Raw genomic sequence first — 15,547 nt, 5'->3', positions numbered from 1 at the left:
GATCGCCAAGGCCTCGGTCTCCGGCCACGGCACGAACGTCATCCAGGGCCTGGCCATGTCCCTCGAAGCCACCGCCGCCCCGGCGCTGGTGATCATCGTCGGCATCGTGATGACCTACCAGTTCGCGGGCCTGTTCGGCATCGCCATCGCCACCACCTCGATGCTGTCGCTGGCCGGCTTCATCGTGGCGCTCGACGCCTTCGGCCCGGTGACCGACAACGCCGGCGGCATCGCCGAGATGGCGGGCCTGCCCCCGGAAGTGCGCGTCACCACCGACGCGCTCGACGCGGTCGGCAACACCACCAAGGCGGTGACCAAGGGCTACGCCATCGGCTCGGCCGGCCTCGGCGCCCTGGTGCTGTTCGCGGCCTACACCGAGGACCTGAAGTTCTTCTCGGCCAATGCGACGCCGGGCAGCTTCTTCGACAACCTGGGCACGGTCGCCTTCGACCTCTCCAACCCCTACGTCGTGGTGGGCCTGCTGTTCGGCGGCCTGCTGCCCTTCCTGTTCGGCGGGCTCTCCATGACCGCGGTGGGCCGGGCGGCGGAGTCGGTGGTCGAGGAAGTCCGCCGCCAGTTCCGCGAGAACCCGGGGATCATGACCGGCGAGGTGAAGCCGGAGTACGGCCGCGCCGTGGCCATCCTGACCCAGGCGGCGATCAAGGAGATGATCGTTCCCTCACTGCTGCCGGTGCTGTCGCCCATCGTGCTGTTCTTCGTCATCAAGGCGATCGCCGGCAAGGTCGACGCCTTCGCCTCGCTCGGCGCCATGCTGATGGGGGTGATCGTCACCGGCCTCTTCGTCGCCATCTCGATGACCTCGGGCGGCGGCGCGTGGGACAACGCCAAGAAGCTGATCGAAGAGGGTCACTACGGCGGCAAGGGTTCGGAAGCCCACAAGGCGGCCGTGACCGGCGACACCGTCGGCGACCCCTACAAGGACACCTCGGGGCCCGCCGTGAACCCGATGATCAAGATCACCAACATCGTGGCCCTGCTGCTGCTGGCGGTCCTGGCGCACGGGGTGATCCACTAGGCTTCAGCCCCGGCTGAAACAGCAAACGCCCCGGAGAGCGATCTCCGGGGCGTTTTTGATTCCGTCTGGATCCCCGCTTCCGCGGGGATGAGTCGCTTCGCGCTCAGTTCCGCCGGTCGCCCGGGCGGTTGCCGGGGGTGCCCTCGTCCTGGTTGGGCAGCAGGCCGCCGCGGCCGACGTTGCCGAGGATCTGTTCGAGGATGGTCAGCTCGCGGCCGCGGGTGGGCGTCTCGCGGCCGTTGAAGGCGATGATCTTGCCGTCCTTCAGGGTGTAGCTGTTGACGCTCTCCACCAGCTCGGAGTCCTTGTTGAAGGTGATCGCGGTGACGTTGCGCGCGATGACCTCCGGGGTCTTGAAGGCCACCCGGGACTTGAGCTGGTTCATGTAGAACCAGGTGTTGGCGTCGAAGGCGCCGGTCGCCGAAGGCGAGCCCAGGCGGCCGCGCACGGTGGACTTGGTGTCCGTCCCGATCTTCACGTCCTTCGGATCGGACTCGATGGCCTGGAAGCCGGAGTAGCTGGTCACCGGCGCGCAGGCCGAAAGGCTGGCCGCGGCGGCGGGGATCAGGAGACCCGCGGCGAGGGCGGCGAAGGCGGTTCGGGACTTCATCTGAGGCACTGGAACCCGTTCGTTGCGCCGCGAGGCGTTGTTCTGGGGCTTTGACCTATCGTCGCTCGCCCCTTAGTTCAATGCGGCTTTATGAAACGGATCGGGCGAAATCGAGGCGTCATGTTGCTTGACCGGCTGTTGCGACCCCGTCCCGCCGTCGGAGCCGGCCGCGCGCTCTATGCGCGGGCGGTGGAGCAGGCGCGGGCGCCCGGCCTCTACGCCGACCTCGGCGCGCCGGACACCGTGGAGGGCCGGTTCGAGCTCTACAGCCTGCACGTGGTCCTGCTGCTCGACCGCCTGCGCGGCCATGGCGAGGCGGCGACGGACGTCAGTCAGGCGCTGTTCGACACCTATGTTAAGGGCCTCGACAACGCCCTGCGGGAGATGGGCGTGGGCGACCTGGCGGTGGGCCGCAAGATGCGCAAGCTGGGAGAGGCTTTCTACGGCCGCGGCAAATCCTATGAGGCGGCGTTCGTGGCCCTGCCGGACACCGCCCAGCTGGAGGCGCTGCTGGCCCGCACCGTCTACGAGGGCGCCGATCCCGCGCCCCTGCCGCGCCTGGCGGCCTATGTCCTCGGCCAGCGCGCGGCCCTGGCCGGGCAGGATCTCAAGCAGCTTCTGACGGGCGAGGTCGCGTGGAAGGCCCTGTGACCCACCCCTGGGATCAGGCCGTGCGGCTGCACGAGCTCGGCCGCGGGACGCTGAGCCTGCGCCTGGAGCCGGACGCCTCGGCGCGGACGAAGATCGCCAGGGAACTCGGCCTGGTCAGCCTGCCGTCGCTGACCGCCAGGCTGACGCTGAAGCCCTGGATGGATGGGGTCGAGATCACCGGCCGCTTCGAGGCCGTCGTCGAACAGACCAGCGCGGTGTCGCTGGAGAACTTCGAGCAGCCGCTGGCCGGAGAGATCGAGGTCCGCGCCGTCCCGACAGGCAGTCCTAATGCCCAGGCGCCGGAAGGCGGCGAGATCGACTACGATCCAGAGGCGCCCGACCCGCCGGACATCCTGGAGAGCGACACCGTCGATCTGGCCGGCTATGTGGTCGAGCACCTGGCCCTGGAGATCGACCCCTTCGCGCGAAAGCCCTGGGAGGAATTCGAATTTCAGCCGCCGTCGGAGCCGGAATCTCCCTTCGCCGTGCTCAAGAAGTTGAAGGGCCAGGAGCCCTAGGTCGTTAAGGCCTTGTTTGCATTGCCGAGCCCGGACGCTATCGTCGCGGCGAATCCGGCGGGACCCGTCGAAGGACCAAAGCGCCGTCTTGACCCAGCCCCTGGTGATTTCCATCGACGCCATGGGCGGAGACCACGGCCCGAGCGTCGTCGTGCCGGCCGTCATCCGCGCAATCTCCGACCTTCCGCAGGATGTCCGCTTCCTGCTGCACGGCGACGAGACGGCGATCCGTCAGGGCCTGACGCGCCACCCGGACATCGCGCGCCGCTCCCAGATCGTGCCCGCCGAGCGGGTGATCGCCATGGACGAGAAGCCGGCCCAGGCCCTGCGCCGCGGCAAGGGCACCTCCATGTGGAACGCCGTCGAGGCGGTGCGCGAGGGCCAGGCGGCCGCGGCGCTGTCGGCCGGCAACACCGGCGCCCTGATGGCGATCTCCAAGCTGATCCTGCGGATGAGCGGCGAGCTGGAGCGCCCGGCCCTGGTCACCAGCATCCCGACGCCCAACGGGGTGACCACCTTCCTCGACGTGGGCGCCAACATCGACTGCGACGCCGAGCGGCTGGTCGAGTTCGCGATCATGGGCGAGGCCTACCACCGCGCGGCCCACGGCGCGCCCAAGCCCACCGTCGGCCTGTTGAACGTCGGGGCCGAGGAGATGAAGGGCCACGAGGAGGTGCGCGAGGCCCACCGCATCCTGCGCGAAGGCAAGATCGACGTGGACTACCGCGGCTTCGTGGAGGGCGACGACATCACCCGCGGCGCCGTCGACGTGATCGTCACCGACGGCTTCACCGGCAATGTGGCCTTGAAGGCCATGGAGGGCGCGGCGCGGTTCATCACCTCGGAGCTGCGCAGCGCGCTGACCTCCGGCTTCCTGCCGACGGTCGGCGCGGTGCTCGCGCGGCCGGCCCTGCAGCGGTTCCGCGAGCGGATGAGCCCGACGCCGGCCGCGCCGCTGCTGGGCCTCAACGGCATCGTGCTGAAAGCCCACGGCGGGGCCAGCGCGCGCGACTTCGCCATGGCGATACAGCTCGCGGTTGATCTGGCGCGCAGCGACTTTTCCGCCGAGATCGAAAGGAATATGAGGCGGCTCCCCGATGCGCTGGCCGAGCCCGCGCAGGCGCCCGCCGATGCGGCCGCCACCGCCCAAGGAGCCAGCGAGTGACGAGCGTGCTGCGTAGCGTGGTGACCGGCGTAGGCGGTTACCTGCCTGAACGGGTCGTGACCAACGACGACCTCGCCAAGGTGGTCGACACCTCCGACGAATGGATCGTCGAGCGCACCGGAATCCGCCAGCGCCACCAGGTCCGCGACGACCAGCCGGTTTCCGACCTGGCGGTCGCGGCCGCGGCCAAGGCGCTCGCGGCCGCCGGCCGCACGCCCGACGAGGTCGACCTGATCATCGTGGCGACCACCACGCCAGACCTGACCTTCCCCGCCGTGGCGACCATCGTGCAGCGCAAACTGGGATGCCCGGTGGGCGTGGCCTTCGACGTGCAGGCGGTCTGCTCGGGCTTCGTCTACGCCCTCTCGGTGGCCGACGGTTTCGTGGCCCGCAACCGCGCGAAATGCGCCCTGGTGATCGGGGCCGAGACCATGACCCGGCTGATGGACTGGACGGACCGCGGCACCTGCGTGCTGTTCGGCGACGGGGCCGGAGCGGTGGTGATGGAGCCGCGCGAAGGGCAGGGGACCACCGCCGACCGGGGCCTGCTGGGCTTCGCCCTGCGCGCCGACGGGACCAAGCAGGAGTTGCTCTACGTCGACGGCGGCCCATCGACCAACGGCCAGGTCGGCAAGCTCCGGATGCAGGGCAACCAGGTCTTCCGCCACGCCGTGGTCAACATCTCCGAGGCGGTGACGGCGGCGGCCGAGGACGCCGGCGTCGAGGTGGCCAGCGTCGACTGGTTCGTGCCGCACCAGGCCAACCTGCGCATCCTGCAGGGCGTCGCCCGGCGCCTGGGCATCGACGAGGCCAAGGTGATCACCACCCTGGACCAGCACGCCAACACCTCCGCCGCCTCGATTCCCCTGGCCCTGGACCAGGGCGTCCGCGACGGGCGGATCAAGCCCGGCCAGCTCCTTCTGCTGGAGGCCATGGGCGGCGGCCTGACCTGGGGCGCCTGCGTTCTTAGGCTCTGATGCTCAGCGATCCCGGCAAACGGAGGCTTGAAGTCTTTGACGGGATGGGACAATCAGGGCACGGTGAGGTTGTCGCTTTGGGGGGTAGAGCTGGCATGAAGGGTGCGACGGTTACGCGGGCGGACCTCTGCGAAGCGGTCCACGAGGAAGTGGGCCTGACCCGCCAGGACTGCGGCGAGCTGGTCGAGCGCGTGCTCGAACTGATGTCGGTCGCCCTGGAGAAGGGCGAGCAGGTCAAGCTCTCCGGCTTCGGCGTCTTCCAGGTGCGCGCCAAGCGCGCCCGCATGGGACGCAACCCCAAGACGGGCGAGCCGGCCGCCATCGAGCCGCGGCGCGTGATCGGCTTCCGCGCCTCGCAGGTCATGAAGGCGCGGGTCGACCGCGCCCTGGCGCGGTGAGGGCGCTCTAGACCGTGGCCAAGGGGCCGGAAGCCTTTCGGACCATCTCCGAAGCGGCGGACGAGCTCAGCGTGCCGCAACATGTGCTGCGCTTCTGGGAGACCAAGTTCGCCTTCATCCGCCCGATGAAGCGCGCCGGCGGCCGTCGCTTCTACCGCCCATCGGACATCGCGGTGCTGCGCGGGGTGCGCCACCTGCTCCACGACGAGGGCTACACCATCAAAGGCGTCCAGCGGCTGCACCGCGAGGAAGGCCTGCGCCGCCTGGTCAGCGCCGGCGACGAGGGCGCCCCGGCGGTGGCGGAGCCCCGCGCCGTGACGCCCGGCGGCTCCAAGGACGGCCTCTACGAGGCTCTGCGCGACCTCGAGGCCGCCAAGCAGCGGTTGGACGCTCTGCTCAATCCTCAATGATCGTCATGGCCCGGAGGCGGGCCATGACGATCCGGAAAAGTGTGTTCGGGGGAAGAGATGGTCGGAGCGACAGGATTTGAACCTGCGACCCCTTGACCCCCAGTCAAGTGCGCTACCAGGCTGCGCTACGCTCCGACGCCTCGCGGCGAGCGCGCCTTATAGGCGGGCGATCATCGTCGCCGCAATCCCGAAAACCATCAGCCGGGCCGGTTCATCCAACTGATGAGCGGGAGGATCGGCGCGCCCCAGCAGATCCCGGCCAGGGCGAAGTAGATGAACTGCCATGGGCCGTGCGCCGGCACATAGGCGGCCAGGCGCGCGACGGCGCCCATGTAGAGCAGCAGGAAGCCCAGAATGGCGAACAGGCCGACCAGTTTGCGAAGGCGCGGGTTCATGGACGCTGCTTAGCGGTCCCCGGCGCGGGGCGGAAGCGTGGACGCGACCGCCTTTCCGGGTTAGGCCGCCCGCGATGACCTCTTTCCTGCGTTCCGACCGCTCGCGCGCCGTGGCGATCTGGCTGCTGATCACGGCGGCCCTGGTGGTCGCCATGGTGGTGGTGGGCGGCCTGACCCGCCTGACCGGCTCGGGCCTGTCGATCACCCAGTGGAAGCCGGTGTCCGGCGTCCTGCCGCCGCTGGGCGAGGCTCAATGGCAGGCGGAGTTCGCCCGCTATCGGGCGATCCCGCAGTTCCGGTTCGTCAATCCGGACATGAGCCTCGCCCAGTTCCGCTTCATCTATTTCTGGGAGTGGTCGCACCGGCTGCTGGCGCGGCTGGTGGGCGCGGTCTTCCTCATTCCCCTGATCTGGTTCGCGGTGCGCCGCGAGATTCCGCGCCGCCTGTTCGTCCAGATGGGCGGGGTGATCCTCCTCCTGGGCCTGGAGCCCATCGTCGGCTGGTGGATGGTGGCCAGCGGCCTGGCCAACCGGGTCTACGTCGCCCCGGAGCGGCTGATGATCCATCTCGGCATCGCCTTCGCCCTGCTGGGCGCGCTGGTCTGGACGGCGCTCGACGCGCTCGCGGGCCAGGCGCGCCAGGTACTTCCCAGCCCCTGGGGCGGCCGCGCCCTGGCGGTCGTGGGGCTGATCTACCTGCAGATCCTGCTGGGGGCCTTGGTGGCCGGCAACCAGGCCGGGCTGGTCTACAACGACTGGCCGCTGTTCGCGGGCCACCTCACGCCGCAGGACTACGCCGGGGCGGACCTCTGGGCGACGGTGGCGCACAGCCAGGGCGCGGTTCAGCTTCACCACCGCCTGGTCGCCTATCTGCTGACCCTCGTCGCCGGGCTGATGGGCGCGGCGGCCTGGCGCTCCTCCTACCTGGCGGGGACCTCCAAGCTGCTCGCGCTGAGCGTCGCCATCCTGGTGCTTGTCCAGGCGGGCCTCGGGATCGCGACCCTGATGGCGCGGGTCCCGATCGGCCTGGCGGCCGCCCACCAGTTGGTCGCGGCCCTGACGCTCTGCCTGGCTGTCGCCTTCGCCTGGCGCGTGCGGCGGATCTAGGGGAGGCGGCGGGGATGAGCGTCCGCACCGTCGCCCTGCTCGGCTACGACGGCGTCAACGCGCTCGATTTCACCGGCCCGCACGAGGTCTTCACCTCCTCGGAGGCCAGCGCTGACCGCGAGGGGCCCGCCTATCGGGTGATCTGCCTCAGCCCCGACGGCCAGCCGTTCCGGAGCCGCTCGGGCCTGCTGCTGGCCGCGGAGGGCGCCCTGGCCGACGCGCCGGATCTCGACACCATCGTCGTCCCCGGCGGGCCCGGCATCCGCGAGCCGGAGACCCTGGCTGTGATCAGCGGCTGGCTCGGCGAGCGGGCCGGGCGGACGCGGCGGCTGGTCTCGGTCTGCACCGGCCTCTACGCCCTGGCCGCCACCGGCCTGATGGACGGGCGGCGCGCCACCACCCACTGGAGCCACGCCGCCGACCTGGCGCGGCGGTTCCCCGCCGTGAAACTGGAGGCCGACGCGATCTTCGTCCGCGACGGCGCCTTCTCGACCTCGGCCGGCATCACCGCCGGAATCGACCTGGCGCTGGCGCTGGTGGAGGAGGACCTGGGCCCCTCGACGGCGCTCGCCATCGCGCGGTCCCTGGTGGTCTATGTCCGCCGCTCGGGCGGCCAGACCCAGTATTCCGATCCCCTGCGGTTCCAGACCCGCGCCACAGGGCGCTTCGCCGACCTGGCCGCCTGGCTGCCCGCCAACCTCGCCGCCGACCTCTCCGTCGAGGCCCTGGCGCAGCGGGTCAACTGCAGCCCGCGCCATTTCGCGCGGCTGTTCAAGGAAGCCTTCGGCGCCGCGCCCGGCGAGTTCGTGGAGGCCCTGCGCCTAGCCGAGGCCGCCGAGCGGCTGCTGAAATCGGCCCTGACCGTCGACGCCGTGGCGGCCTCGGTGGGCTACGGCAGCGCCGACGTCTTCCGCCGCGCCTTCGAGCGCCGCTTCAGCGTCTCGCCCAGCCAATACCGCGAGCACTTTTCCACGGTCGGCGCGATCGCCGGCTAAGCCGTGTCCGAAATCGCCGGAGGCTCGTCATTGCCGCCATGGGGCGACCTGGGCCACAAGAACGGAGATATCTGCGCAAACGTCTGGGGTGGAACATGCAATCTCAAGTCCGCATCGCCGTCGCGGCCCTGGCCGTGGCCCTGGTCGGCGGCCTGGCCGCGACCGCCGTCTCGCGCGCCGCGCCTTCGAGCCCCGCGGTGGCCTACACGCCCGACGGCAAGCTGCTCTATCCCAAGGACTACCGCACCTGGGTCTACCTCTCGAGCGGCATGGACATGGCCTACAGCGAGGCCCCGGGCGCGGCCGACCACCACATGTTCGACAACGTCTTCGTCAACCGCGAGGCCTACGCCGTCTACGAGAAGACCGGGACCTGGCCCGACAAGACCATCTTCGTCCTGGAGGCCCGGATGGGGCAGGGCCGCGGCTCGATCAACAAGAAGGGCGTCTTCCAGGGCGAGGCCATGGGCCGCGAGGCCCATGTCAAGGACACCGCCCGCTTCAAGAGCGGTTGGGCCTTCTTCCCCCTGAACTCCGAGGCGCCCTCGACCGCGCTCGCCCAGACCTCGCAGTGCAACGTCTGCCACGAGCAGCACGGGGCGGTGGACACCACCTTCGTGCAGTTCTACCCGACGCTGATGCCCAAGGCCCAGGAGATGAAGACCCTGGCCGCGGCCTATCTGGCGGACGAGGAAAAGGACAGAGCCGAGAAGCGGTAATATATTACCGTATCAAGAAAGCCTCGCGTTTTCAACGATGTGAGGCTATTTCGGCATCCCGGTGTTGACACGGTCCGGCATTGTCGGCATATGCGCCCGCTCACGTCGGGGCCCCTCGTCCCGCCAAATGTCCGGATGAGTTTCCCATGATGAAGACCACGGCTTCGCTGAAGCCCGCCGAGGTCGAGAAGAAGTGGATCGTGATCGACGCCGAGAACGCCGTGGTCGGCCGCCTCGCGACCTTCATCGCCAACCGTCTTCGCGGCAAGCATCGCGCCGATTACACCCCGCATGTGGACTGCGGCGACTTCGTCGTCGTCGTGAACGCCGACAAGGTGAAGTTCACCGGCAAGAAGCTGACCGACAAAATCTACTACTGGCACACCGGCCACCCCGGCGGCGTCAAGGAACGCACCGCCGGCGCGATCCTGGGCGGGCGCTTCCCCGAGCGCGTGCTCGAGAAGGCCGTGGAGCGCATGCTGCCCAAGGAAAGCCCCCTGGCGCGCAAGCAGCTCACCCACCTGCGTATCTATACGAGCGCCGAGCATCCGCACGCCGCCCAGAACCCCGAGACCATCGCGTTCGCCGATCTGAACGCCAAGAACGTGCGGAGCGCTTGAGTATGTCGGAAGCTGTCACGCCTGAAGCCCCCACCGGTTTCGACGCCCTGAAGGGCCTGGGCACTGTCGCCGAGGACGCCGTCGTCCACGAGCGCAAGGTCGACGCCCAGGGCCGCTCCTACGCCACCGGCAAGCGCAAGAACGCCATCGCCCGCGTCTGGATTCAGCCCGGCAAGGGCAAGATCACCATCAACGGCCGCGACCAGGAGGTCTACTTCGCGCGTCCGGTGCTGCGGATGATGATCGCCCAGCCGATGGACCTCGCCGACCGTGCGGGCCAGTTCGACGTGATCGTCTCGGTGCAGGGCTCGGGCCTTTCCGGCCAGGCCGGCGCGATCCGTCACGGCATCTCCAAGGCGCTCACCTACTACGAGCCGGAACTCCGCGCGGTGCTGAAGCCTCACGGCCTGCTCACCCGCGACAGCCGCGTCGTGGAGCGGAAGAAGTACGGCAAGGCCAAGGCCCGACGCAGCTTCCAGTTCTCGAAGCGCTAAGACTCAGCCCGGACATATCCGTGCTTGCGGGGGCGCTTCGGGAAACCGGAGCGCCCTTTCTCTTTGTCTGGTCCCCGCCTTCGCGGGGATGATCGGGGTTTCAGATGTCCCATACCGTTTTCATCGATGGCGAAGCCGGCACCACGGGTCTGCAGATCCGCGAGCGGCTGGCCGGCCGCGCCGACCTGGAGATCCTGTCGATCGACCCCGCCCGGCGCAAGGACGCCGACGCCCGCGCCGAACTGCTGAACGCCGCCGACGCGGTGGTGCTCTGCCTGCCGGACGCAGCATCGCGCGAGGCGGTGTCGCTGGTGACCTCCAACAGCGTGCGCATCATCGACGCCTCGTCCGCGCACCGCGTGGACAGCAACTGGACCTACGGCTTCGCCGAGATGGATGCCGCCCAGCGCGCCGCCATCGCCGGCGCCCTGCGGGTCAGCAATCCCGGCTGCTACCCGACGGGCTTCATCGGTCTGGTGCGGCCCCTGGTGGGCGCCGGCCTGATCCCGCCGGACTTCCCGCTGACCGCCAACGCCGTCTCCGGCTACTCGGGCGGCGGCAGGGGACTGATCGAGGAGTTCGAGGCGCCGACGCCGGCCGGCACGGCCGACGCCTTCCGTGTCTATGGCCTCAACCTGGCGCACAAGCACGTGCCGGAGATGACGGTCCACGGCGGGCTCAACCATGCGCCGGTCTTCGCGCCGGCGGTCGGCCGCTTCGCCCAGGGGATGATCGTCGAGGTCCCGCTGCAGCTCTGGGCCCTGCCCGGCAAGCCGGGGCCCGACGACCTGCATGTGGCGCTGCAGGCCTTCTACGCCGGCGAGCGGTTCGTCGAGGTGGCGAGCGGTCCCGAATGCGCCGAGCTGCAGAAGACCCGGGCCGGGGCCGGCGGCTATGTGGCCGCGCTGGACCCCGAGGCGCTGAACGGCACCAACCGCATGCGGCTCTATGTCTTCGGCAATGCCGACGGCAGCCAGGCGCGGCTGCTCGCCCAGCTCGACAATCTGGGCAAGGGCGCTTCAGGCGCCGCGGTCCAGAACCTCAACCTGATGCTCGGGCTGGAGGAGGGCGCGGGCCTGTGATCGCGGGCGGCGACCGAGACGCGGCTGAAATCATCAAGGCTTGTAACTTTCGCGCTTGGCGCCACGTAATCCAGGCATGAGCACCCAAACCTTCGCCCCCCTGTCGCGCCGCGGGTTCCTGATGGCGACCGCCTTGGCCGCCGCGGCGCCGAGCCTCGTCCTCGCTGCAGAAGATCCCTACGCCAATTCCCCGTTCCGCAAGATCAACGACGCGGAGTGGCGCCTGCGCCTGCTGCCGGCGTCCTACGAAGTGCTGCGTCACGAGGATACCGAGCGGCCGGGGTCGAGCCCGCTTCTCAACGAGCATCGCAAGGGGACTTTCGCCTGCCTGGGCTGCGGCCTGCCGATCTTCAGGTCGGAGTGGAAGTTCGAGAGCGGCACCGGCTGGCCCAGCTTCTACACCGCCATCCCGGGCGCGCTGCTGAAGAAGACCGACCTGGCCATCGGCGTGCCGCGCACCGAGTACCACTGCGCCCAGTGCCTGGGGCACCACGGCCACGTCTTCCCTGATGGGCCGAAGCCCACGGGCCTGCGCTACTGCAACAACGGCGTCGCGCTGAAGTTCATCCCGGCCTGATGCAGCCTCCTCCCGCAAGGGGAGGAGGGCCGAACCTCAGGTCTTCTTGCCGCCCTTGGGCGTCGGCGGCGCGGGCGGCGGCGAAGGCGCGACGGGCGAGCCGTCCCTCTGGTGGATGCTACCCGAGCCCGAGACGTTGGTCTCCAGCTTCGCCGGACGGGTGAGCAGGGTCACGTCGCCCGAGCCGGAGATGTCGACGATGGCCGCGCCGGTGGGCGCCAGCGTCGCCGCGCCGGAGCCTTCGATGTTGATGTCGGCGTCGCTCACCTTCAGCTCGCCGAGGTTCGCCTCGCCGGAGCCGCTCATCGACAGTTGCACCCCCTTGGCCTCGCCCTTGGCGGAGACCTGGGCGTCGCCGGAGACGTCGAGGTTCAGCCTGTCCTGCTTGTAGCCCTCGATATCCAGGCGACCCGAGCCGCGCAGGTCGAAACGGGTCACCGCCGGCGCGGTCATCACGATGGTGAGGTCGCCGTCGTGGCGATGGCGGCCGTGGATGTAGCGCAGCCGGCCGTCCTGGATCTCCAGGTTGTCCAGCGCCCGCTGCGGGCCGCTGACGGTGAGCTTACCGGCGCCCGGCGCCTGGGTGTAGGTGACCTGGGCCGGCACATCGACTTCCAGGGTGTCGCCGCCGGTCCAGGCAAGCTCGCGGGTCGCCTGATGGCCGGAATAATGGTCGTTTTCCCAGTTGAAGTTGTCACCGTCGATATTCCAGTGCCCGCCGATGAAGCTGTGGCTCAAGAGGGCGTCGGTGAACAGGTCCGGCCCCGCGATGGCCACGGCGGTGGAGATGGTGACCACGGAGACCAGGAAGCCGGTCACGGCGATCATGACGAGCACGCGGATCATTGCAGGCCTCCCGGGGCATGCGGTTCAAGGGCCGGCTTGAGCAGCCGGTAGTGCAGGCGGCCGTACCAGACGAGCGCGTTGACCAGGCCGATGGTGACGATGGCCAGCACCGCGCCGCCCGAGGCCGCCCCGGCCATCAGGCCGATGCCGGCCAGCACCGCGGCCCCCGCGCCGCCGGGCAGGCCGGTGAACGGGCCGGCTGCGAACACCACCCCGCCGGCGAAGAAGACGGCGATCACCGCCACGCCGATCCCGAAGATCGCGCCGCCGACGCCCATCAGGATCGGCAGCAGGACCAGGATGTCGATCGCCCCCAGGCCCAGGACGGCGAACACCGCCGAAGCGCCGGCCGAGGCGCTGCGCTCCTCTTCCCAGCGCCGCAGGCCGATCTCGGCGCGCAGCTCGCGGGCCAGGCGGCCGGGGTCGCCGAGGCCCGCGGCCACGTCGGCCTCGCTTCGGCCGGCGGCGGCGCCCTCGTTGAAGTGGTTCTCGTAGTCCGCGACGATGTCGGCCTGGGCCGACGGTGGCAGGCCGCGAAGACCCTCCCGCAGCCTGGCCATGAACGCCTGACGGGTCATTTCGCCCCTCCAAGAATGGATTCAACCGCCCCGGAGAACGAGCTCCAGGCGGACTTCTGCGAGATGAAACTCGCCTTTCCGGCCTCCGTCAGCCGGTAGTATTTGCGCGACGGCCCGGTCTGGCTCTCGACGAGGTAGGTCTCGACGAGGCGGTCGGTCTGCAGCCGGCGCATCAGCGGATAGATCGTGCCTTCGCCCATCCCGATCTGCTCGGAAAGCTGGCTGGCGATCTCGTAGGCGTAGCTGTCGTGCTGGGAGAGCAGGGCCAGAACACAGAGTTCGAGCGCCCCCTTCTTTAGCTGGATTTCGATGGCTTCAGGCACGTCGGCGCCTCCTTGCGAGGCCAAGATCTATGGCAAGGTAGTGGGCGACGCAAGGTAGCTGGCATTAAACCTTAGTAACCTGTCCCTCCCCATGAAAAGGAGGGAAGAGCCTAGCTCCGCACCTTCACATAGGTCCCCGGCGCGTCGCCGAGCGGCTTCAGCTTGCCCTTGGCGGGGTCGCGGGCCGGGACCTGGGCGCCGGATTTCGCCTTCAGCCATTCGATCCAATGCGGCCACCAGGACCCCGGCGTCTCCTTGGCGCCGGCCTGCCAGGCCTCCAGCGTTTTGGGCAGGGCGGGGTTGGTCCAGTGCTGGTACTTGTTCGCGACCGGGGCGTTGATCACGCCTGCGATGTGGCCGGAGCCCGCCAGTGTGAAGGTCACCGGCCCGCCGAACAGCCTGGCGCCCCTGTAGACCGAGCGGGCCGGGGCGATGTGGTCGTCGCGCGACGACTGCACATAGACCGGCGTCTTCACCTTCTTCAGATCGAGCAGGATGTTGTCGAGCGCCAGCTCGCCCTTGGCCAGCGCGTTCTCGCCGTAGAACTTGCGCAGGTAGTACATGTGCAGGGTCTTCGGCATCCGCGTCTGGTCGGAATTCCAGAACAGGAGGTCGAAGGGCTTGGGCTCCTTGCCCAGAAGGTAGTTGTTCACGAAGAACGACCAGATCAGGTCGTTGGCCCTGAGCGAATTGAAGGTGTCGGCCATGGATTGGCCGGACAGCACGCCGCCGCCCGCGTCCATCTTCTGCTCCAGGTCCTTCAGCCAGTCCTCGTTGGTGAACAGCAAGAGGTCGCCGGCCTCGGAGAAGTCCTGCTGGGCGGCGAAGAAGGTCGCCGAGGCGATCCGCTTGTCCCCCTTGGCCGCCATGTGGGCGAGCGTCGAGGAGAGCAGGGTGCCGCCGATGCAGTAGCCGACGGTGTTGACCTGCGAGGTCCCGCACTGGTCCATCGCCGCTTGCGTCCCGGCGTAGATGCCCTCGCGCATGTAGTCCTCGAAGGTACGGTCCGCGAGCTCGGCCGTCGGGTTCACCCAGGAGGCCACGAACACCGTGATCCCCTGGGCGGAGAGCCAGCGGATCATCGAGTTTTCGGGGCGCAGGTCGAGGATGTAGAACTTGTTGATCCACGGGGGGAAGATCACCAGCGGGATCTCGCAGACGCTCTCGGTCGTCGGAGAAAATTGCAGCAGCTCTATGATTTCGTTGCGGAACACGACCTTGCCCGGCGCGGTCGCGACATTCTCGCCGATCTTGAACATCTCGTAGTCGGTCTGGGCGATCGAAAGCTGTCCGCCGCCGCGCTCCAGGTCGGCGGCGAAGTTGTCCATGCCCTTCACCAGGCTCTCGCCACCCGTCGCCATCACCTCGCGCAGCGCCGCGGGGTTGGAGGCCAGGAAATTCGACGGCGAGAAGGCGTCGGTCAGCATCTTCATGAAGAACTCGACCCGGCGCTTCACCATCGGGTCGACGTCCTCGACGTCGGCGACCAGGCCGTTCATCCAGTTGGCGGTGAGCAGATAGGACTGCTTGATCACGTCGAAGACCGGGTTCTCGGCCCATTCCGGGTCGGCGAAGCGCTTGTCGCCGCGCACCGGTTCGGCCACCGGCGCCGGGGTCTCGCCGCCCATCCGCCGCGCGGTCGACTGCCAGAGGTCCAGGTAGCGCGAGAACAGGTCGGCCTGGGCCCGCATCAGCCGGTCCGGTTGGGCGGCGAGCCGGCCCATCACCTCGGTCAGCGCCGGGGCCACGTGGAAGGGGTCGGGCGACAGGGCGGCTGGGCGGTCGGCCTGGCGCAGAGCCATCTCGGCGATCGCGCCCTGGGCCGTCAGGGCCGCGCGGGCCAGGTTCATGGACAGCTTCTCGACCACCGCGCGCTGTTCGGCGCTCATGGCGGCCATGTCGAAGTCCGGTCCCGGCGCGGCGCGGGGCGGCTCAGCCGGGGTCGGCTGCGGCTTCTGCGGCGGTGGGGCAAGCGATTCGGCCTTGGCGGCCGCCTTGGCCTTGGCTTTCGGCGTAGCCTTGCTCCTGCCGGCCTTGGCCCTGGCCG

At 69.3% G+C, this 15,547-nt stretch carries 20 protein-coding genes and 1 tRNA gene; 14 read left to right on the top strand and 7 right to left on the bottom strand.

Features of this window, described 5'->3' with window-relative positions:
- Window positions 1-1,036: sodium/proton-translocating pyrophosphatase (locus VNW53_RS12175; protein ID WP_325555934.1), on the top strand; the 1,036-nt coding region annotated here is incomplete at its 5' end.
- A gap of 103 nt (window positions 1,037-1,139) precedes the next feature.
- On the opposite strand, the gene VNW53_RS12170 is transcribed toward VNW53_RS12175, so the two are convergent.
- The gene (locus tag VNW53_RS12170) at window positions 1,140-1,646 is read right to left on the bottom strand and encodes an outer membrane protein assembly factor BamE (RefSeq protein WP_325555933.1); all 507 of its coding nucleotides are present in this window, start codon (window positions 1,644-1,646) and stop codon (window positions 1,140-1,142) included.
- Between the two features lie 120 nt (window positions 1,647-1,766).
- On the opposite strand from VNW53_RS12170, the gene VNW53_RS12165 reads away from it, so the two are divergent.
- The 6 genes from VNW53_RS12165 to VNW53_RS12140 all read left to right on the top strand — a co-directional run bounded on the left by VNW53_RS12165 (window position 1,767) and on the right by VNW53_RS12140 (window position 5,765).
- The gene (locus VNW53_RS12165) at window positions 1,767-2,297 is read left to right on the top strand and encodes a ubiquinol-cytochrome C chaperone family protein (RefSeq protein WP_325555932.1); all 531 of its coding nucleotides are present in this window, start codon (window positions 1,767-1,769) and stop codon (window positions 2,295-2,297) included.
- Window positions 2,294-2,815, top strand: coding sequence for a DUF177 domain-containing protein (locus VNW53_RS12160; RefSeq protein WP_325555931.1), 522 nt, complete (start codon window positions 2,294-2,296; stop codon window positions 2,813-2,815). Before VNW53_RS12165 ends, VNW53_RS12160 begins: the two co-directional genes overlap by 4 nt.
- 88 nt (window positions 2,816-2,903) lie before the next feature.
- Window positions 2,904-3,980, top strand: coding sequence for a phosphate acyltransferase PlsX (gene plsX, locus VNW53_RS12155; protein ID WP_325555930.1), 1,077 nt, complete (start codon window positions 2,904-2,906; stop codon window positions 3,978-3,980).
- On the top strand, window positions 3,977-4,957 hold the full coding sequence (locus tag VNW53_RS12150; protein ID WP_325555929.1) for a beta-ketoacyl-ACP synthase III: 981 nt from the start codon (window positions 3,977-3,979) through the stop codon (window positions 4,955-4,957). The genes plsX and VNW53_RS12150 overlap by 4 nt, the downstream gene beginning before the upstream one ends.
- 95 nt (window positions 4,958-5,052) lie before the next feature.
- On the top strand, window positions 5,053-5,355 hold the full coding sequence (locus VNW53_RS12145) for an integration host factor subunit alpha (protein ID WP_325555928.1): 303 nt from the start codon (window positions 5,053-5,055) through the stop codon (window positions 5,353-5,355).
- Between the two features lie 14 nt (window positions 5,356-5,369).
- A complete protein-coding gene (locus VNW53_RS12140; RefSeq protein WP_325555927.1) occupies window positions 5,370-5,765 on the top strand; it encodes a MerR family transcriptional regulator in 396 nt (131 codons plus the stop codon).
- A 58-nt stretch (window positions 5,766-5,823) separates the two neighbouring features.
- Here the strand turns inward: VNW53_RS12140 and VNW53_RS12135 are convergent.
- Window positions 5,824-5,900 (bottom strand) — tRNA-Pro (locus tag VNW53_RS12135).
- 62 nt (window positions 5,901-5,962) lie between these two features.
- The gene (locus VNW53_RS12130; protein WP_325555926.1) at window positions 5,963-6,160 is read right to left on the bottom strand and encodes a DUF2842 domain-containing protein; all 198 of its coding nucleotides are present in this window, start codon (window positions 6,158-6,160) and stop codon (window positions 5,963-5,965) included.
- 74 nt (window positions 6,161-6,234) lie between these two features.
- Between VNW53_RS12130 and VNW53_RS12125 the strand changes: the two genes are divergently transcribed.
- The 7 genes from VNW53_RS12125 (at window position 6,235) to msrB (ending at window position 11,753) form a co-directional block, all read left to right on the top strand.
- Window positions 6,235-7,266, top strand: coding sequence for a COX15/CtaA family protein (locus tag VNW53_RS12125; RefSeq protein WP_325555925.1), 1,032 nt, complete (start codon window positions 6,235-6,237; stop codon window positions 7,264-7,266).
- 14 nt (window positions 7,267-7,280) lie between these two features.
- Entirely contained in the window at window positions 7,281-8,261 is a 981-nt protein-coding gene (locus VNW53_RS12120) for a GlxA family transcriptional regulator (RefSeq protein ID WP_325555924.1), read from the top strand.
- 95 nt (window positions 8,262-8,356) lie between these two features.
- Entirely contained in the window at window positions 8,357-8,980 is a 624-nt protein-coding gene (locus tag VNW53_RS12115) for a cytochrome P460 family protein (RefSeq protein ID WP_325555923.1), read from the top strand.
- A 146-nt stretch (window positions 8,981-9,126) separates the two neighbouring features.
- The gene (gene rplM / locus VNW53_RS12110) at window positions 9,127-9,600 is read left to right on the top strand and encodes a 50S ribosomal protein L13 (RefSeq protein ID WP_325555922.1); all 474 of its coding nucleotides are present in this window, start codon (window positions 9,127-9,129) and stop codon (window positions 9,598-9,600) included.
- A gap of 2 nt (window positions 9,601-9,602) precedes the next feature.
- Window positions 9,603-10,094: a 30S ribosomal protein S9 gene (gene rpsI / locus VNW53_RS12105; RefSeq protein ID WP_325555921.1), complete on the top strand. Its 492-nt coding sequence runs from the start codon at window positions 9,603-9,605 to the stop codon at window positions 10,092-10,094.
- Between the two features lie 104 nt (window positions 10,095-10,198).
- Window positions 10,199-11,176, top strand: a complete 978-nt coding sequence (argC, locus tag VNW53_RS12100; protein ID WP_325555920.1) for an N-acetyl-gamma-glutamyl-phosphate reductase — start codon at window positions 10,199-10,201, stop codon at window positions 11,174-11,176.
- Between the two features lie 76 nt (window positions 11,177-11,252).
- Window positions 11,253-11,753 carry a peptide-methionine (R)-S-oxide reductase MsrB gene (msrB, locus tag VNW53_RS12095; protein WP_325555919.1) on the top strand — a complete coding sequence of 167 codons (501 nt, stop codon included), beginning with the start codon at window positions 11,253-11,255 and terminating at the stop codon, window positions 11,751-11,753.
- A 36-nt stretch (window positions 11,754-11,789) separates the two neighbouring features.
- Here the strand turns inward: msrB and VNW53_RS12090 are convergent, their stop codons facing one another.
- The 4 genes from VNW53_RS12090 to phaC form a co-directional block, all read right to left on the bottom strand.
- Window positions 11,790-12,599 (bottom strand): GIN domain-containing protein, encoded by an 810-nt coding sequence (locus VNW53_RS12090; RefSeq protein ID WP_325555918.1) that lies wholly within the window; start codon window positions 12,597-12,599, stop codon window positions 11,790-11,792.
- Window positions 12,596-13,177 carry a DUF1700 domain-containing protein gene (locus VNW53_RS12085; RefSeq protein ID WP_325555917.1) on the bottom strand — a complete coding sequence of 194 codons (582 nt, stop codon included), beginning with the start codon at window positions 13,175-13,177 and terminating at the stop codon, window positions 12,596-12,598. The genes VNW53_RS12090 and VNW53_RS12085 overlap by 4 nt, the downstream gene beginning before the upstream one ends.
- On the bottom strand, window positions 13,174-13,500 hold the full coding sequence (locus VNW53_RS12080) for a PadR family transcriptional regulator (protein WP_325555916.1): 327 nt from the start codon (window positions 13,498-13,500) through the stop codon (window positions 13,174-13,176). The genes VNW53_RS12085 and VNW53_RS12080 overlap by 4 nt, the downstream gene beginning before the upstream one ends.
- A gap of 110 nt (window positions 13,501-13,610) precedes the next feature.
- Window positions 13,611-15,547: class I poly(R)-hydroxyalkanoic acid synthase (gene phaC, locus VNW53_RS12075; protein ID WP_325555915.1), on the bottom strand; the 1,937-nt coding region annotated here is incomplete at its 5' end.

It is taken from the genome of Phenylobacterium sp., assembly GCF_035569475.1.
Lineage (GTDB): Bacteria > Pseudomonadota > Alphaproteobacteria > Caulobacterales > Caulobacteraceae > Phenylobacterium.
The sequence above is the reverse complement of the archived record's forward strand: the minus strand, read 5'-3'. Positions and strand labels throughout refer to the sequence as shown.

Excerpts from the sequence above, each read along its gene's own strand:
- rpsI (WP_325555921.1), top strand. The coding sequence starts at position 9,603 with ATGTCGGAAGCTGTCACGCCTGAAGCCCCCACCGGTTTCGACGCCCTG.
- VNW53_RS12115 (WP_325555923.1), top strand. The coding sequence starts at position 8,357 with ATGCAATCTCAAGTCCGCATCGCCGTCGCGGCCCTGGCCGTGGCCCTG.
- VNW53_RS12085 (WP_325555917.1), bottom strand. The coding sequence starts at position 13,177 with ATGACCCGTCAGGCGTTCATGGCCAGGCTGCGGGAGGGTCTTCGCGGC.
- rplM (WP_325555922.1), top strand. The coding sequence starts at position 9,127 with ATGATGAAGACCACGGCTTCGCTGAAGCCCGCCGAGGTCGAGAAGAAG.
- VNW53_RS12090 (WP_325555918.1), bottom strand. The coding sequence starts at position 12,599 with ATGATCCGCGTGCTCGTCATGATCGCCGTGACCGGCTTCCTGGTCTCC.
- VNW53_RS12120 (WP_325555924.1), top strand. The coding sequence starts at position 7,281 with ATGAGCGTCCGCACCGTCGCCCTGCTCGGCTACGACGGCGTCAACGCG.
- VNW53_RS12165 (WP_325555932.1), top strand. The coding sequence starts at position 1,767 with ATGTTGCTTGACCGGCTGTTGCGACCCCGTCCCGCCGTCGGAGCCGGC.
- VNW53_RS12170 (WP_325555933.1), bottom strand. The coding sequence starts at position 1,646 with ATGAAGTCCCGAACCGCCTTCGCCGCCCTCGCCGCGGGTCTCCTGATC.
- msrB (WP_325555919.1), top strand. The coding sequence starts at position 11,253 with ATGAGCACCCAAACCTTCGCCCCCCTGTCGCGCCGCGGGTTCCTGATG.
- argC (WP_325555920.1), top strand. The coding sequence starts at position 10,199 with ATGTCCCATACCGTTTTCATCGATGGCGAAGCCGGCACCACGGGTCTG.
- VNW53_RS12130 (WP_325555926.1), bottom strand. The coding sequence starts at position 6,160 with ATGAACCCGCGCCTTCGCAAACTGGTCGGCCTGTTCGCCATTCTGGGC.
- VNW53_RS12125 (WP_325555925.1), top strand. The coding sequence starts at position 6,235 with ATGACCTCTTTCCTGCGTTCCGACCGCTCGCGCGCCGTGGCGATCTGG.
- VNW53_RS12145 (WP_325555928.1), top strand. The coding sequence starts at position 5,053 with ATGAAGGGTGCGACGGTTACGCGGGCGGACCTCTGCGAAGCGGTCCAC.